Source organism: Pseudomonas siliginis (assembly GCF_024072275.1).
GTDB lineage: Bacteria > Pseudomonadota > Gammaproteobacteria > Pseudomonadales > Pseudomonadaceae > Aquipseudomonas > Aquipseudomonas siliginis.
Genome location: NZ_CP099598.1, coordinates 5,133,134 through 5,148,294, shown reverse-complemented (window position 1 = coordinate 5,148,294; position 15,161 = coordinate 5,133,134). Strand labels below are relative to the sequence as shown.

The following is a 15,161-nucleotide window of genomic DNA, read 5'->3' as shown; positions in this document are numbered from 1 at the left end:
AGCGATTACTCTGAATCCTTTGTTGTAACGATGGGGGAGTGTTCGGTTTCGTCGTCCGCGTACGGATCGGGATAGCCCAGTTCAGCAAGCAACTCGCGTTCCAGTGCTTCCATTTCCTCGGCTTCGTCGTCATCTATATGGTCGTAACCCAACAGATGCAAGCAGCCGTGAATGACCAGATGTGCCCAGTGGGCCTTTAGTTCCTTGCCCTGCTCGGCGGCTTCGCGTTCGACCACGGCCACGCAGATGACCAGATCGCCGAGCAGCGGGATATCGAGAAACTCGTCAGGCACTTCCGCCGGGAACGACAACACGTTGGTCGCGTAGTCCTTGTGGCGCCAGGTGTGATTGAGCTCGCGGCCTTCTTCCTCGTCGACCAGACGAATGGTCATTTCCGAATCAGCGCTGCGCTGGCGCAGGGCCAGTTCGCACCACTGGCGGAACTCGGCTTCACTCGGCGCGCTGGCCTCGGTGGCGATTTGCAGATCCAGCTCAAGCATCGCGCGAGGCTTCCTTCGCGGCTTCGGCACGGGTTTCGAAGCGCTCGTAGGCCTCGACAATCCGCTGCACCAACGGGTGGCGCACGACGTCCTTGGGCTGGAAGTGGGTGAAGCTGATGCCCGGCACGTCTTTGAGCACTTCGATCACATGGTGCAGCCCGGACTTGGTGCCGCGCGGCAGGTCGACCTGGGTGATGTCGCCGGTGATCACGGCGGTGGAGCCGAAGCCGATGCGCGTGAGGAACATCTTCATCTGCTCGACGGTGGTGTTCTGGCTTTCGTCGAGAATGATGAAGCTGTTGTTCAGCGTACGACCGCGCATGTAGGCCAGCGGCGCGACTTCGATCACCTGTTTCTCGATCAGCTTGGCGACGTATTCGAAACCGAGCATTTCGTACAGCGCGTCGTAGAGCGGGCGCAGGTACGGGTCGATCTTTTGCGACAGATCGCCGGGCAGGAAGCCGAGCTTTTCTCCCGCTTCGACTGCCGGACGCACCAGCAGGATGCGGCGGATCTGCTCGCGCTCCAGCGCATCCACCGCGCAGGCCACGGCCAGATAGGTCTTGCCGGTACCGGCCGGGCCGATGCCGAAGTTGATGTCGTTGCCGAGGATTTCCTTCACGTAGCGCTGCTGATTCAAGCCGCGCGGGCGAATCATGCCTTTCTTGGTGCGCAGGGCGACGGTCGCTTCGGCAGGTGCCGGGTTGTCGATATCTGCTGATTCCTGAATGAACAGGTGCACCAGGTCTGGCGACAGCTCGGTACCCTTGGTTTCCCGGTACAGGCGGCGCAGCAGGTTTTCCGCGGACGTGGTGAGTTTTGGATCGCCAATCAACTCGAACTGGTTTCCGCGATTGCGGATCTCGATGGCCAGGCGCTGTTCGATCAAGCGCAAATGCTCGTCGAATTGCCCGCACAGATTGGCGAAGCGGCGAGCCTCAAAAGGCTCGAGGAGAAAACGATGTGGTTCGATGGGTGCGTTCAAGGTCGTATTTAGCCGCCCTGGGGCAATTAGGATGAAATCAAGGATAACGCCAGTGGCCTGGGTGCGAAAGCTCTTAAATATCGACGCTGCTTTCGAACCCATTCTCTGTGGCTGGCGGGGTCATTTGGTGGTGAGGGGATTTATCCCCGATGGGACGCGAAGCGGTCCTGAAACCATTATCAGAGGTGTATCAGATCACCCGGAGTGCAGGTTTTGGGTCGGCTGCGCCAACCATCGGGGATAAATCCCCTCACCACAGAAGCCCCATCCACAATGCGATGGTGTTATTGAACCAGCGAACCACGCAGCGAGTGCGGTTGCGCGGCGTCGATGTGCACATCGGCGAACTGGCCGATCAGGGTGGGATTGTCGCAGCGGAAGTTGACGATACGGTTATTCTCGGTACGGCCCTGGAGCTCGCCTGGGTCTTTCTTCGAATAATCGGTCACCAGAATGCGCTGGATCGAGCCGACCATTTGTCGGCTGATCTCGAAGCCCTGCTGATTCAGACGATGTTGCAGCGCGTTCAGGCGTTCTTTCTTCAATTCTTCGGGGGTGTCGTCGGCCAGATCGGCAGCGGGCGTGCCCGGGCGCTGGCTGTAGACGAACGAGTAGGAGAAATCGAAGCCGACATCGGCAATCAGCTTCATGGTCTGTTCGAAGTCTTTCTCGGTTTCACCGGGGAAGCCGACGATGAAGTCCGAACTGATGCAGATTCCTGGCACCGCAGCGCGCAGTTTGCGCAGCTTGGATTTGTACTCCAGCGCCGTGTGGTTGCGCTTCATCGCCGCGAGAATCCGGTCGGAGCCCGACTGCACTGGCAGGTGCAGGTGCTTGACCAGTTCCGGCACTTCGGCGTGGGCCTGGATCAGGCTGTCGGAGAACTCCAGCGGGTGCGACGTGGTGTAGCGGATGCGGTCGATGCCATCGACAGCGGCGACCACGCGGATCAGTTCGGCCAGATCGGCCAGGCGACCGTCGTGGGTCTGGCCGCGATAGCCGTTGACGTTCTGCCCGAGCAAGGTCACTTCACGCACGCCGTGTTCGGCAAGGTGAATGATTTCCGCGATCACGTCGTCGAACGGCCGGCTGACTTCTTCACCACGGGTATACGGCACCACGCAGAAGGTGCAGTACTTGCTGCAACCTTCCATCACTGACACATAAGCGCTCGGGCCGTCGATACGCGGCTCGGGCAGGTGGTCAAATTTTTCGATTTCCGGAAACGAGACGTCGACCTGCGGCAGCTTGCTGCTGCGCGCGGCGTCGATCATTTCCGGCAGACGGTGCAGGGTCTGCGGGCCGAACACCACGTCAACGTAGGGAGCGCGATCGCGGATCGCCGCGCCTTCCTGACTGGCCACGCAACCGCCGACAGCGATGACCATGTCCGGGTTGGCCAGCTTCAGTTCGCGCCAGCGGCCGAGCTGCGAATACACGCGGTCTTGCGCGCGTTCGCGGATCGAGCAGGTGTTGAGCAGAATCACGTCGGCGTCTTCCGCGCGAGCGGTGACTTCCAGGGCCTGATGTTCGCCCAGCAGATCGACCATGCGCGAGCTGTCGTACTCGTTCATCTGGCAACCGTGGGTTTCGATGTAAAGCTTCTTGGCCATGGATTCGGGTCGTCACGTGATTCAAAGAACCGCGCATTATAGGGAACAAGCCGTCAGGTTCCTACCGCTGTGCGTCCGGTGGCTATGCTATAGTTCGCGCCCTCATTTTTACCCCGATGTTATCCGCCCGCCATGACCAAACGCGAAGCTCCAATCTACAAGGTGATTTTCCTCAACCAGGGCCAGGTGTTCGAAATGTACGCCAAGCAGATCTATCAAAGTGATCTGTGGGGTTTCCTGGAAGTTGAAGAATTCGTCTTTGGCGAGCGCACGCAAATGGTCGTCGATCCGAGCGAAGAAAAGCTCAAGGCGCAATTCGAAGGCGTGGTGCGCAGTTTTGTGCCGATGCATTCGATCGTGCGCATCGATGAAGTCGAACGTCTGGGTACACCGAAAATCAGCGAAGCCCGTGGCGCGGTCGGCAATGTCATGCCGTTTCCGATGCCGATGCCTGAGAAGTAACAGCAGATTCTGGGAATGAGTTTGTGGTGAGGGGATTTAGCGAAACGTCGCACCGCCCCGTTGCGCTGCGAAGCAGTCGCAGCTCCATTCAGCAAGGTGTGTCAGACAGAATCGGGTTGCAGGTTTTGGGGCCGCTTCGCAGCCCAACGGGGATAAATCCCCTCGCCACAGGTAATCTCCACAGCCTTTAGGGCAGTGGTGAAAACGGCGTACGCCCATCGGCGTTCTGCAGTTCCATCAGGTATTTGCGGAAAATCTGCCCGAGCACCTGAGTGGCGGTTTCGAGATCTTCGCGGGACATCTTTTCCGAGACTTCGTCGGCCGTGTCCAGCGCCTCTTCGGCACCGTTGACCGCTGCCATCTTCAGCACGATGTAGGCCTGGATATTGTTGGCCTGCACACCTTCACCGTGGAAGAACATGCTGCCGAGCTTGTATTGCGCCTGGGCGTGGCCTTGCAACGAGGCCTTTTCGAAATAGCTCAGGGCTTGATTGAGGTCGCGCGGCGCGTTCTTGCCGTCGTAGTAGAACTCACCCAACTCGTATTGCGCTTGCGCGTCCCCTTCGTCCGCCGCTTTCTGGCAGGCGGCCAGTGCCTGCGTGACATCTTGCGGCTGAGTATTGAGGGTGCAACGACCCATCGCCGGGATCAACAACGAGTTGCCGCCTGCTTGTGCATGCGCGAGCAGGGGCTGAAGGAGCAACAGGCAGCCCAATGCAAGGGTGCGGCCGGTGCGGTTCATGGGAATCGACTTACCTCTGAAGGGCACGCGGACCCGTCGAGGGATCCAATAAGCGCGCATTATGAAATAAGCAGGGCCAACCTTACAAAGTCTTTACTCGTTTTTCTGCTGCGTGGGGAATATATCGCCCGATTCGGGCAGGATTTTCGCAGGCATGTCGGAAAAACCGAGCGGATGTAGGCGAAAGCTGACGCTGGCCATAGCCAACGTCAGCGGTACGGCGATTATTTCAATGCGGCGAAGGCGCGCTCGGCGGCGTCCAGTGTCAGTTGCAACTCGGCTTCGCCATGGGCGATCGAGGTGAAACCGGCTTCGAAAGCGCTCGGCGCCAGGTACACGCCACCTTCCAGCATCAGGTGGAAGAAGCGACCGAACATTGCTGCGTCGCTGGCCATCACGTCGTCGAAGGTGACGATGTCGTCGGCGCCGCTGAAGTACAGACCGAACATGCCGCCGGCCTGAGTGGTCACGAACGGGATGCCCGCAGCATCGGCACGCTGCTGCAGACCGTCGAGCATGCGCGCGGTGTAGTCGGTCAATTCGGCGTGGAAACCCGGGCGGCTGATCAGACGCAAGGTCGTCAGGCCGGCAGCCATCGCCAGCGGATTACCCGACAACGTACCTGCCTGATACACCGGACCGAGCGGGGCGATGCGCTGCATGATCTCGCGCTTGCCGCCGAAGCAGCCCACCGGCATGCCGCCGCCGATGATCTTGCCGAACGTGGTCAGGTCCGGCGTCACGCCGTAGTGCGCCTGGGCACCGCCGAGGGCGACGCGGAAACCGGTCATCACTTCGTCAAAAATCAACACCACGCCGTGCTTGTCGCACAGCGAACGCAGGCCTTCGAGGAAGCCCGGCGCTGGCGGCACGCAGTTCATGTTGCCGGCGACCGGCTCGACGATGATGCACGCCACCTCTTCGCCCACTTCGGCGAGCATCGCTTCAACCGCGTCGATGTCGTTGAACGGCAGGGTCAGGGTGTGTTTGGCGAACGCTGCAGGCACGCCGGCCGAGCTCGGTACGCCCTGGGTCAGAGCGCCGGAACCGGCCTTGACCAGCAGGCTGTCGGAGTGGCCGTGGTAGCAGCCTTCGAATTTGATGATGCTGTCGCGACCGGTGTAACCACGGGCCAGACGGATCGCGCTCATGGTCGCTTCGGTGCCGGAGCTGACCATGCGCACCATCTCCATCGACGGCACCAGCGAGCAGACCATATCGGCCATCTCGGTTTCCATCGACGTCGGTGCGCCGTAGGACAGGCCGTGTTGCAGCTGATTGCGCACCGCGTCGAGCACGTCCGGATGGCTGTGGCCAAGGATCATCGGCCCCCACGAACCCACGTAATCGACATAACGCTTGTCATCTTCGTCGGTGACGTAAGCGCCTTCGGCGTGTTTGAAGAACAGCGGGGTGCCGCCAACGCTCTTGAACGCGCGCACCGGCGAGTTGACGCCGCCGGGAATGTGTTTCTGAGCATTGGCAAACAGGGTTTCGGAACGAGACATGATCGGGCTCTCAAATCAGATTTTCAGAAGTTCGTTGAAGGCGCGGGCGCGGCGGGTCACTTCGGCGCTGCTCTCGGCGCCGAACAAACCGTGGATCACGGCGAGCAGATCGACACCGTGCTCGACCAGGGGCGCGGCGTTATCGAGGGTGATGCCGCCGATCGCGCAGATCGGCAAGTGCAGCGTGCGTTTGGCTTCGTCGAGCAAGTCGAGGCTGCAACTCGGCGCACCGGGTTTGGTGGTGGAATTGAAGAAGCGGCCGAAGGCGACATAACTCGCACCTTCTTTGGCAGCCTGTTCGGCCAGAGCGATTTGCCCGTGGCAGGTCGAACCGATGATCGCTTTCGAACCGAGCAGGGCGCGGGTCGGCGACAGCGGGCCGTCGGTCTGGCCCAAGTGCACGCCAACGTTGAGGCGCGCGGCCAACTCGGCGTCGTCGTTGATGATCAACTGCGTCTTGTAGCGCTCGCACAAGTTGCGCAGCGTTTCGGCCTCGCGCAGACGGCGGGCCTCGTCGCTGCTCTTGTCGCGGTATTGCAGCAGGGTGACGCCGCCGTCGAGCGCCGCCTCCACGTAAGACAGAAACTTGCCGGCCAGCAACTGGCTGTCGGTAATGGCATACAGGCCACGTAGTTTCATCGGGCAGACCTCACGACGTTACGAGCAGAAATCCAGCGGCAGGCGACGCGGCACGAACTGGCCTTTGCCCAGTTGTTCGGCATCGCGCAAAGTGCGCCAGGTGTAATCCAGCGCACTGCGCACGGCACTGGCCAGGTGTTCGCCCTGAGCCAGGCGACCGGCGAGGGCGCTGGCCAGCGTACAACCGGAGCCGTGATAGCTGCCCGGCAGGCGCTGGCAGATAAAGGTTTCGCGCAGGCCGTCGCGGCTGTACACGCGGTTGTGGATTTCAGTTTCGTCGCCATGGCCGCCGGTGATCAGCAGGTTTTTGACGAATGGCAGGAGTTTTTCTGCGCACTCGTCGGCCGTGCCTTCGGGCAGTTCGGCGAGGATGCGCGCTTCAGGAAGATTGGGGGTAGCAATGATCGACAGCGGCAGCAGACGCTCGCGCATCGCATAGCCGACCTCGTCCTTGCCCAGGCGTCCGCCGCCGCCGGCACGCAGCACCGGGTCGCAGACCACCGGCAGATGCGGGTGCGCCGAGAGCAGTTCGACGACCGTGTCGACCATCTCCAGCGAACCGAGCATGCCCAGTTTCACTGCGGCGACTTCGGAATCGTTGAGCACGGCGTTGGCCTGGGCCAGTACCCACTCACGGTCGAGGACGCGGAAGTCAGTGACGTTGACGGTGTCTTGCACGGTCAGGGCGGTGACGGCCGGAGCCGCATGGCAACCCTGCGCGAGCAAGGCTTCGATATCTGCCTGCAAGCCGGCGCCACCACTGGGGTCGTGGCCGGAGAGACAGAGGACAACGGGGCGGGAGCTGTAGATATTCATGGTGCGCGAGCTTACCACCAAAGCTGATTTTGGGGTTCAGTACTCACGGTGTTTGCGAGCAGATTGTCGGACAACCCCGCAGTCTTTATTTGGAGCACATTTGTGGCGAGGGGATTTATCCCCGTTGGGCTGCGAAGCGGCCCCAAACCCTGCAATCCGGTTCTTTCTGACACACCTCGCTGGATGGACTTGCGACTGCTTCGCAGCCGAACGGGGATAAATCCCCTCGCCACAATTGGTCATCTATCAAGGAGGCTGTCGTCGCGAGTTGACCAACCCAACAGCTCTATCTCGGTGCTTTGCCCTGGAACGCCCGTTCTAGAGCCGTTGTAGGAAAAATTTCCATGGTGCTCAATGGCCATCAACGGCTATGCTAGGCTGGATCCAAACAATCACAGGTAATACCGGTTTTACGTCTACTCAAAGGGAATGGGGGGCTTCCTGACACAACCGGACGAGCCACGCTGGGGCTTCAATGCGCTATTTGCTGATGTTGCTGTTCTGCTTGCCCCTCATGGCGAGCGCTGTCGAATTCGACGAATTCACCCAAAGCCTGCCACTGGGCCGATCGCTGCAAGTGTTCGAAGACCCGAGCGGTCAGGCGACGATTGCCGACGTCCGCGCGCAAGACGCCGCCGGCCAGTTCAAAGCCCACGACAAAGCCACGCTCAACGCCGGTTACTCGCGTTCGGCGTTCTGGCTGAAGATCGACCTGCATTACCGCCCGAGCAACCCGGCCGCCCAGCGCACGTGGCTGCTGGAACTGGCGTATCCGCCGCTTGATCACCTCGACCTGTACTTGCCTGACACCAGCGGCGAATACCGACTGGTGCGCCAGACCGGCGATGCCTTGCCTTTCGCCAGTCGCGAGATCCGCCAGAACAACTACCTGTTCGACCTTCCCTTCAAACCGGATCAACAGCAGACGCTGTACCTGCGCCTGGCCAGCGAAGGCTCGATCCAGGCGCCGGTGACGTTGTGGTCGAGCAGCGCATACCTCGAAGACCAGCCGGTGCGCCTGTACGTACTTGGCATCATTTATGGCGTGCTGCTGGGGATGCTGGTCTACAACCTGTTCATCTACCTGAGCGTGCGCGACACCAGTTACCTCTATTACATCTTCTATATCGGCTCGTTCGGCCTCTATCAATTGTCGGTGAATGGTGCGGCGGTCGAGTATTTCTGGCCGGACAACCCATGGTGGGCCAACGCCGCGACGCCGTTCTTCATCGGTTGCGCCGGTCTGTTCGGCAGCCAGTTCGCCCGCAGTTTCCTGCAGACCAAGACCCACAGCCCCTGGCTGGACCGCTTGCTGATCGGCCTGATTGCCTTCAGTGCGCTGGTGATCGGCCTGTCGCTGATGACCAGTTACGCCCTGGCCCTGCGCCTGGCGACCACACTGGCGCTGACCTTCACCGTGGTGATCTTTGCTGCCGGGATTCTTGCCTGGTGGCGCGGCCTGCGGGTGGCGCGTTACTTCATCATCGCCTGGTCGGCGTTCCTGCTCGGCGGCATCGTCAACACGCTGATGGTGCTGGGACTGCTGCCCAACGTATTCCTGACCATGTACGCCAGCCAGATCGGCTCGGCCATCGAGGTGGCGCTGCTGTCGCTGGCGCTGGCCGACCGCATCAACGCCATGCGCGAACAACAGGCGCAGACCTTGTTCGACGCCGGGCAGAAACTCGAAGTGCTCAACCAGCAACTGGCCCACAGCAACAAGCTCAAGGATGAATTCCTCGCGACGTTGACCCACGAACTGCGCACGCCGATGAACGGCGTGATCGGTTCGCTGGAGCTGATGCAGACCGTCGACCTCGATCCCGAGCTTGAGCAATATCAACAAACCGCCGCCGGTTCTGCTCGCGACATGATGCGCATGGTCAATGGCATCCTCACGCTCACTGAATTGCAGGCCGGCAAACTCAAGGCGACGCCGGGCAGTTTCAGCCTGCGCGCAGTGGTCGAGGCGTTGCGCGCGCAGTTCGAAGGTAATGCAGCGAGCAAGTCGCTGGACTTCAAGGTCGAGGTGCTGCCGACCCTGCCTGATCGCTTGCTCGGCGACAGCGCGAAACTGGCGCAGTGCCTGGAATGCCTGCTGGACAATGCGATCAAGTTCACCCGCGTCGGCGGGCTGGCGTTGCGCGTTACCGGGCGGCCGTCGGCGGATGAGCGCATGGCGCTATCGTTCGCGGTGATCGACACCGGTATCGGTTTCACTGATCTGGGCGAGGCGACCCTGTATCAGCGTTTCTTCCAGCTCGATGGTTCGATGACTCGCGAATACGGCGGCCTGGGGGTGGGGCTGGCGATCTGTCGGCAGCTGGTCGAATTGCTCGGCGGCAAACTCACCCATCGTTCCGAGCCGGGACGCGGCAGCCGCTTCCAACTCGATGTCGAATTCGAACTGCCGGTGATCGAAGCGCCTGCGGATCAGCCGACCCGCGATTGCATTCGTGCGCCGCAGGACTGCACGGTGCTGCTGGTGGACGACAACAGCGTCAATCAACTGGTCATGCGTGGCATGTTGCTCAAGCTCGGTTTCCGCGTGCGCAGCGCTGACAACGGCGCCGCCGCGCTGGACTGCCTGCAACGGGAAAGTTTCGATGCGGTGCTGATCGATTGCCAGTTGCCCCGCCACGAAGGCGCATCGCTGTGCTGCCAGATCCATGCATTGCCGGGCTGTGCGCACTTGCCGGTATTCATGCTGGCGCTGGGTGCGGATCGCGAGCAATGCGCCCCGGGCGCGCCTATCGACTATCTGCACAAACCGGTCAAATTCGAGGATCTGCAGGCTGCATTACAGCGCCGCGTGCTCAGTTGCTGATGGGGTAAAAGCGCCGCAAAAACGGCGTCTATGACACTTTGTTCAAAAAAGCACCAGTGCTTAACTGGTGCCATTGCTGAACACGGAGCGCCGTCATGAACCTGCATCAGTTCGCCGAAACCCACGAAGTCACCAATCAGCCGCCGTCGCTGGACGGCACCAACCTGTACCGCATCGATCTGCCGTTACAGGAGTGGTCGCGGCGTTTTGGCGCCGGTTGGGCCGAGTCGCGCATCGATGCCTATGGCGCACTCGCGGGTGGGCCTTTGATGGAAGCGGGGTTTCTCGCCAACCAGAACAAACCGGTGTTTGCCAGCCATGATCGCTACGGCCATCGCATCGATCTGGTCGAGTTTCACCCGGCCTACCACGAGCTGATGCGCACCGCGATCGAACATGGCCTGACCTCGCTGCCTTGGGCACACCCGCAGGACGGCGCACATGTCGCCCGCGCGTCGATGACCTACCTGCACAGCCAGGCCGAGGCCGGCAGTGGTTGCCCGCTGACTATGACCTTCGCCAGCGTGCCGGCCCTGCGCTTGCAGCCGGACCTGGTCGAACAGTGGCTGCCGAAAGTCCTCGCCACCGACTACGACCCGCGCAACGTCGGCATGGCGCACAAGGCTGGCGTGACCATCGGTATGGCGATGACCGAGAAGCAGGGCGGCACCGATGTGCGCGCCAACACCACCAAGGCTTATCCGGTCGGCGCCAGCGGCCCGGGTCAGGCTTATGAACTGGTCGGGCACAAGTGGTTCTGCTCGGCGCCGATGTGCGACGCCTTCCTGACATTGGCGCAAACCGACAAGGGCTTGAGTTGCTTCCTGCTGCCGCGCCATCGCCCGGACGACACGCGCAATCAGTTCTACATTCAGCGTCTGAAAAACAAACTCGGCAACCAGTCCAACGCCTCCAGCGAAGTGGAGTTTCGTGGGGCGCTGGCGTGGATGATCGGCGAAGAAGGGCGCGGCGTGCCGACCATTATCGAGATGGTGGCGATGACCCGTTTCGATTGCATGGTCGGTTCCAGTTCGCTGATGCGCCAGGCGCTGACCCAGGCCAGCCATCACTGCGCGCATCGCAAGGTCGGCGGCAAATTGCTCAGCGAGCAGCCGCTGATGCAAAACGTGCTGGCCGATCTGGCGCTGGAGAGCGAAGCCGCGCTGGCCCTGAGTCTGCGCATGGGCAAGGCGCTCGATCATCTGGATGATCGCCACGAAGCGCAATTCGCGCGGCTGGTGACGGCGGTGGGCAAATACTGGATCTGCAAACGTGCGCCAGGAATGATCAACGAAGCCGCCGAATGCATGGGCGGCGCCGGTTATGTCGAAGACAGCATCCTGCCGCGTCTGTACCGCGAAGCGCCGGTGAATTCGACGTGGGAAGGGTCGGGGAATGTGCAATGTCTCGACGTGCTGCGCGCATTGTCAAAAGAACCGGGCGTGCTCGATGTGCTGTTCAGCGAACTGGGCGACGGCCATGGCGACAAGCGTCTGGCTGCGCATATTCAGCAGTTGCAGGCGCAATTCAAGGACACCAGTGATATTCAGTATCGGGCGCGGCAGTTGACCGAGGACATTGCGCTCGGTTTGCAGGCCAAGCTGTTGCTCGAGGCGGGCAACTCGGTGGTCAGTGATGCCTTCATTGCCAGCCGTCTGAGCGGTGGAGGTCGCGTCTACGGCGCGTTGCCGCGTGGGCTGGACGTCGAAGCCATCGTCGCGCGCTCGACTCCACAGCTTTTCTGACCCACGTCATATCCCCCCTGTGGGAGCGAGCCTGCTCGCGAAAGCGGTGTGTCAGTCGACATCTTTATTGGATGATCCACCGCATTCGCGAGCAGGCTCGCTCCCACAGAGGACATCATTGGTCTGCAGATTTAAGTGTCGCCACAACGCCACTGTTCCCGTGCGTCCACGATGCAGGCAAGATGAAGCTCTGCAAGTCAGAACACAGGAAGCTGATCGTGACCGAAGCGTTTATTGTCGTTCAAACCGCCGAACAAGCCGTGGATCGTCTGGCCGAGCTGCATGAGCGGGCCACCACTGCGCTGAATTCTGCCCTCAAGCGTTACCTCAAGGACCGCGTCGAACCCGACGCCGAACAGCGTGCCCTGTTTCGTTATCCCGAACTGCGACTGACCTACCACTGCCAGGGCGAAGTGCCGCAGACCACCCGCGCTTACGCCAAGGTGCAGTTGCCCGGTACTTACAGCGTCACCGTCACTCACCCGGCGGCGTTTCGCAAATACCTGCTCGAACAACTGACGCCGTTGATGCACGACTTCACCGTGACCGTCGAAGTCGGCGTCAGCCAGCAGAATATTCCGTATCCGTATGTGGTCGAGCAGGGCGATGAACTGGCCGGTTCCGGCGTCACTGCGGCGGTGCTGGCGCGGGTGTTCCCGAGTACCGATCTGTCCGCCGCGACCGATGGCATTGCCGACGGCCTCTACGACTGGGAAAACACCGATCCGCTGCCGCTGGCACTGTTCGATGCGGCGCGCGTGGACTTCTCGCTGCGCCGTCTGGTGCATTACACCGGCAGCGACTGGCGCCATGTGCAGCCGTGGATTCTGCTGACCAACTACCATCGCTACGTCGATCAGTTCATCGTTCATGGTCTGGAGCAGTTGCGCCGCGACCCGCGCTTCGTGCGCATGGTCCTGCCGGGCAACGTGATCATCGAGAAGAGCATGGATCACGGCGAAGCCTCGGCGATTGCCGCCGGTGTGGTCTGGCACCGGTACCAGATGCCGGCCTATCACCTGATCGCCAGCGACGGCCACGGTGTCACGCTGGTGAACATCGGCGTCGGCCCGTCCAACGCCAAGAACATCACCGATCACCTGGCGGTGCTGCGTCCGCATTGCTGGCTGATGATCGGCCACTGCGGTGGCCTGCGTCAGTCGCAGACCATCGGCGATTACGTGCTGGCCCACGCCTACATGCGCCGCGACGGCATTCTTGATCGCGTGGTGCCGCCGAATATTCCGATCCCGGCACTGGCCGAAGTGCAGCTTGCGCTTCAACAGGCAGCGGCGAATGTCACTGGCGAGAAGGGCGACGATCTGAAGAAGCGCCTGCGCACCGGCACGGTCCTGACCTACGACGACCGTAACTGGGAACTTCGCTGGGCTCAGGAACGGCCGCTGATCAACCTGTCCCGCGCCGTTGCGGTGGACATGGAAAGCGGCACGATCGCAGCGCAGGGTTATCGCTTGCGGGTGCCGTACGGCACGTTGCTCTGCGTTTCGGACAAGCCGCTGCACAGCGAAATCAAACTGCCGGGCTCGGCCAACGCCTTCTATGAGCGCGCGGTCAGCCAGCATTTGAAAATCGGCATCGAAGCGGTGGATCTGCTGCGTACCGAACTCAACTCGCTGCACTCGCGCAAGTTGCGCAGCTTCGACGAGCCGCCATTCCGTTAACGGTTAGTCGTGGTCATTTGGCGGTCGGGGCACTAGCATTGTCAGCCCTGACCGCTAAATGTTCTGTCTCTTATGTCCCGTCCGCCCCGTCCACCTTCGCGCCGTCCCGGTGTGAAGCCGCAATCGTCCTCGCCACGCCGTGTCGCAAAAGCACCACCGGCTGAGCCGAAGCTGATCCTGTTCAACAAACCCTTCGATGTGCTGACGCAGTTCAGCGACGGTGAGGGGCGGGCGACGCTCAAGGATTACATCGATGTGCCGGGGATTTATCCGGCCGGACGTCTGGATCGTGACAGCGAAGGTTTGTTGCTGCTGACCAACGACGGCCAGTTGCAGGCGCGCATCGCCGATCCGAAACACAAACTGGCGAAGACCTATTGGGTGCAGGTGGAAGGCGAGCCGACGGCTGAGCAGTTGCAGCGCCTGCGTGATGGCGTCGAGCTGAATGACGGCATGACTCTGCCCGCCGAAGCGCGGCAACTGGCTGAGCCGCAGTTGTGGCCGCGCAATCCGCCGGTACGCTTTCGCGCGACCATACCGACTTCGTGGCTGGAATTGGTGATTCGCGAAGGGCGCAACCGTCAGGTGCGGCGCATGACGGCGGCGGTCGGGCTGCCGACTTTGCGTCTGGTGCGGGTCAGGATTGGCGACTGGACCCTTGAAGGGCTGGATCAGGGCCAGTGGCGGGAAGTGCCGGCGCGCTTATAAGGCGCCGGACTCGATCAGGCCGATCACCACACTCTTGATGATGAACGCGGCCACGCCCAGGCCCAGCACGAAAAACAGAATGAACGAGCCGAACCGCCCGGCCTTGGACTTCTTCGCCAGATCCCAGACGATGAAACCCATGAAAATGATCAGGATGCTGACCAGACCGGTCATCATCCACTCTTCAAACAGTGCTGGATCCATTGGCGATCTCCGGCGCGGACAGGGCTGAAAGGGCGGCGGCGAGTATACGCCAAGGGCGGATGGCGGGGCATTGATCTGCGTCGCCTGTGCAGGCCCCATCGCGAGCAGGCTCGCTCCCACAGGTTGAAATGCATTCCCCTGTTGGAGCGAGCCTGCTCGCGAAAGCGATATCAGCTACGCAAATGAGTCAGCGGCAGTTCGGTGCTGTTGAGCACCTGATTCAGCACAAAACTCGACCGCACGCTGGTGACCCCCTCGATCCGGGTCAGATGCCCCAACAGCAACTTTTGATAGTGATCCATATCCGGCACCACCACTTTCAACTGGTAGTCGGCATCCACTCCGGTCACCAGACTGCATTCCAGCACTTGCGGCAATGTGCGGATTGCCGCCTCGAAATTCTCGAAGCGCTCGGGGGTGTGCCGGTCCATGCCGATCAGTACATACGCCGTCAGGCTCAAGCCGAGCATCTTGCGATCGAGCAGCGCCACCTGGCGCGAGATATAGCCATCGTCTTCCAGCTGCTTGACCCGGCGCGAGCAAGGCGAGGGCGACAGACCGATGCGTTCGGCCAGTTCCTGGTTGGAGATACGGGCGTCGCGCTGCAATTCCGCCAAAATACTCAGGTCATACCGGTCGAGTTTGCTCATCAATCTGTCCTTGGTCGTAACTATTGCGGCGGATTATCTATCCAGGGTTAAAAATTGCGCAAGCGGTGTTTAATTGAGCA

At 61.2% G+C, this 15,161-nt stretch carries 14 protein-coding genes; 5 read left to right on the top strand and 9 right to left on the bottom strand.

Annotation, left to right across the window (positions count from 1 at the left end):
- Positions 1 to 5 precede the first annotated feature (5 nt).
- The 3 genes from ybeY to miaB form a co-directional block, all read right to left on the bottom strand.
- On the bottom strand, positions 6 to 500 hold the full coding sequence (gene ybeY / locus NF676_RS23640) for an rRNA maturation RNase YbeY (RefSeq protein WP_016773042.1): 495 nt from the start codon (positions 498 to 500) through the stop codon (positions 6 to 8).
- Positions 493 to 1,485, bottom strand: a complete 993-nt coding sequence (locus NF676_RS23635) for a PhoH family protein (RefSeq protein WP_016773043.1) — start codon at positions 1,483 to 1,485, stop codon at positions 493 to 495. Before NF676_RS23635 ends, ybeY begins: the two co-directional genes overlap by 8 nt.
- Positions 1,486 to 1,769: 284 nt before the next feature.
- Positions 1,770 to 3,098, bottom strand: a complete 1,329-nt coding sequence (gene miaB / locus NF676_RS23630; protein ID WP_041477732.1) for a tRNA (N6-isopentenyl adenosine(37)-C2)-methylthiotransferase MiaB — start codon at positions 3,096 to 3,098, stop codon at positions 1,770 to 1,772.
- 132 nt (positions 3,099 to 3,230) lie between these two features.
- Here miaB and NF676_RS23625 point away from each other — a divergent pair, with 132 nt between their 5' ends.
- Entirely contained in the window at positions 3,231 to 3,560 is a 330-nt protein-coding gene (locus tag NF676_RS23625; protein WP_016773045.1) for a DUF1820 family protein, read from the top strand.
- Between the two features lie 187 nt (positions 3,561 to 3,747).
- On the opposite strand, the gene NF676_RS23620 is transcribed toward NF676_RS23625, so the two are convergent.
- From NF676_RS23620 to NF676_RS23605, 4 genes are all read right to left on the bottom strand, one after another.
- On the bottom strand, positions 3,748 to 4,302 hold the full coding sequence (locus tag NF676_RS23620) for a tetratricopeptide repeat protein (protein ID WP_041477733.1): 555 nt from the start codon (positions 4,300 to 4,302) through the stop codon (positions 3,748 to 3,750).
- Positions 4,303 to 4,526: 224 nt separating this feature from the next.
- Positions 4,527 to 5,810 (bottom strand): glutamate-1-semialdehyde 2,1-aminomutase, encoded by a 1,284-nt coding sequence (hemL, locus tag NF676_RS23615; protein WP_252886846.1) that lies wholly within the window; start codon positions 5,808 to 5,810, stop codon positions 4,527 to 4,529.
- Positions 5,811 to 5,825: 15 nt separating this feature from the next.
- Complete coding sequence (gene thiE, locus NF676_RS23610; protein ID WP_056790629.1) at positions 5,826 to 6,449, bottom strand: thiamine phosphate synthase; 624 nt, start codon at positions 6,447 to 6,449, stop codon at positions 5,826 to 5,828.
- A gap of 18 nt (positions 6,450 to 6,467) precedes the next feature.
- Positions 6,468 to 7,265: a hydroxymethylpyrimidine/phosphomethylpyrimidine kinase gene (locus tag NF676_RS23605; RefSeq protein WP_007909650.1), complete on the bottom strand. Its 798-nt coding sequence runs from the start codon at positions 7,263 to 7,265 to the stop codon at positions 6,468 to 6,470.
- Positions 7,266 to 7,740: 475 nt separating this feature from the next.
- Between NF676_RS23605 and NF676_RS23600 the strand changes: the two genes are divergently transcribed.
- From NF676_RS23600 to NF676_RS23580, 4 genes are all read left to right on the top strand, one after another.
- Positions 7,741 to 10,092: a hybrid sensor histidine kinase/response regulator gene (locus tag NF676_RS23600; protein WP_252886845.1), complete on the top strand. Its 2,352-nt coding sequence runs from the start codon at positions 7,741 to 7,743 to the stop codon at positions 10,090 to 10,092.
- 95 nt (positions 10,093 to 10,187) lie between these two features.
- A complete protein-coding gene (locus NF676_RS23595; RefSeq protein ID WP_252886844.1) occupies positions 10,188 to 11,837 on the top strand; it encodes an acyl-CoA dehydrogenase family protein in 1,650 nt (549 codons plus the stop codon).
- 182 nt (positions 11,838 to 12,019) lie between these two features.
- Entirely contained in the window at positions 12,020 to 13,519 is a 1,500-nt protein-coding gene (gene amn, locus NF676_RS23585) for an AMP nucleosidase (RefSeq protein ID WP_016773051.1), read from the top strand.
- A 72-nt stretch (positions 13,520 to 13,591) separates the two neighbouring features.
- Complete coding sequence (locus NF676_RS23580) at positions 13,592 to 14,227, top strand: pseudouridine synthase (RefSeq protein ID WP_252886843.1); 636 nt, start codon at positions 13,592 to 13,594, stop codon at positions 14,225 to 14,227.
- On the opposite strand, the gene NF676_RS23575 is transcribed toward NF676_RS23580, so the two are convergent.
- Positions 14,222 to 14,431 (bottom strand): DUF2788 domain-containing protein, encoded by a 210-nt coding sequence (locus tag NF676_RS23575; protein WP_016773053.1) that lies wholly within the window; start codon positions 14,429 to 14,431, stop codon positions 14,222 to 14,224. The genes NF676_RS23580 and NF676_RS23575 overlap by 6 nt on opposite strands.
- Positions 14,432 to 14,601: 170 nt before the next feature.
- Entirely contained in the window at positions 14,602 to 15,081 is a 480-nt protein-coding gene (locus NF676_RS23570; RefSeq protein ID WP_007909658.1) for an Lrp/AsnC family transcriptional regulator, read from the bottom strand.
- Between the last annotated feature and the right edge of the window lie 80 nt (positions 15,082 to 15,161).

What these genes read in the sequence shown, in the direction of transcription:
- ybeY (WP_016773042.1), bottom strand. Translation starts at nt 500, where the DNA reads ATGCTTGAGCTGGATCTGCAAATCGCCACCGAGGCCAGCGCGCCGAGT.
- NF676_RS23580 (WP_252886843.1), top strand. Translation starts at nt 13,592, where the DNA reads ATGTCCCGTCCGCCCCGTCCACCTTCGCGCCGTCCCGGTGTGAAGCCG.
- NF676_RS23570 (WP_007909658.1), bottom strand. Translation starts at nt 15,081, where the DNA reads ATGAGCAAACTCGACCGGTATGACCTGAGTATTTTGGCGGAATTGCAG.
- hemL (WP_252886846.1), bottom strand. Translation starts at nt 5,810, where the DNA reads ATGTCTCGTTCCGAAACCCTGTTTGCCAATGCTCAGAAACACATTCCC.
- NF676_RS23620 (WP_041477733.1), bottom strand. Translation starts at nt 4,302, where the DNA reads ATGAACCGCACCGGCCGCACCCTTGCATTGGGCTGCCTGTTGCTCCTT.
- thiE (WP_056790629.1), bottom strand. Translation starts at nt 6,449, where the DNA reads ATGAAACTACGTGGCCTGTATGCCATTACCGACAGCCAGTTGCTGGCC.
- NF676_RS23605 (WP_007909650.1), bottom strand. Translation starts at nt 7,265, where the DNA reads ATGAATATCTACAGCTCCCGCCCCGTTGTCCTCTGTCTCTCCGGCCAC.
- NF676_RS23600 (WP_252886845.1), top strand. Translation starts at nt 7,741, where the DNA reads ATGCGCTATTTGCTGATGTTGCTGTTCTGCTTGCCCCTCATGGCGAGC.
- NF676_RS23575 (WP_016773053.1), bottom strand. Translation starts at nt 14,431, where the DNA reads ATGGATCCAGCACTGTTTGAAGAGTGGATGATGACCGGTCTGGTCAGC.
- NF676_RS23595 (WP_252886844.1), top strand. Translation starts at nt 10,188, where the DNA reads ATGAACCTGCATCAGTTCGCCGAAACCCACGAAGTCACCAATCAGCCG.
- amn (WP_016773051.1), top strand. Translation starts at nt 12,020, where the DNA reads ATGAAGCTCTGCAAGTCAGAACACAGGAAGCTGATCGTGACCGAAGCG.
- miaB (WP_041477732.1), bottom strand. Translation starts at nt 3,098, where the DNA reads ATGGCCAAGAAGCTTTACATCGAAACCCACGGTTGCCAGATGAACGAG.
- NF676_RS23625 (WP_016773045.1), top strand. Translation starts at nt 3,231, where the DNA reads ATGACCAAACGCGAAGCTCCAATCTACAAGGTGATTTTCCTCAACCAG.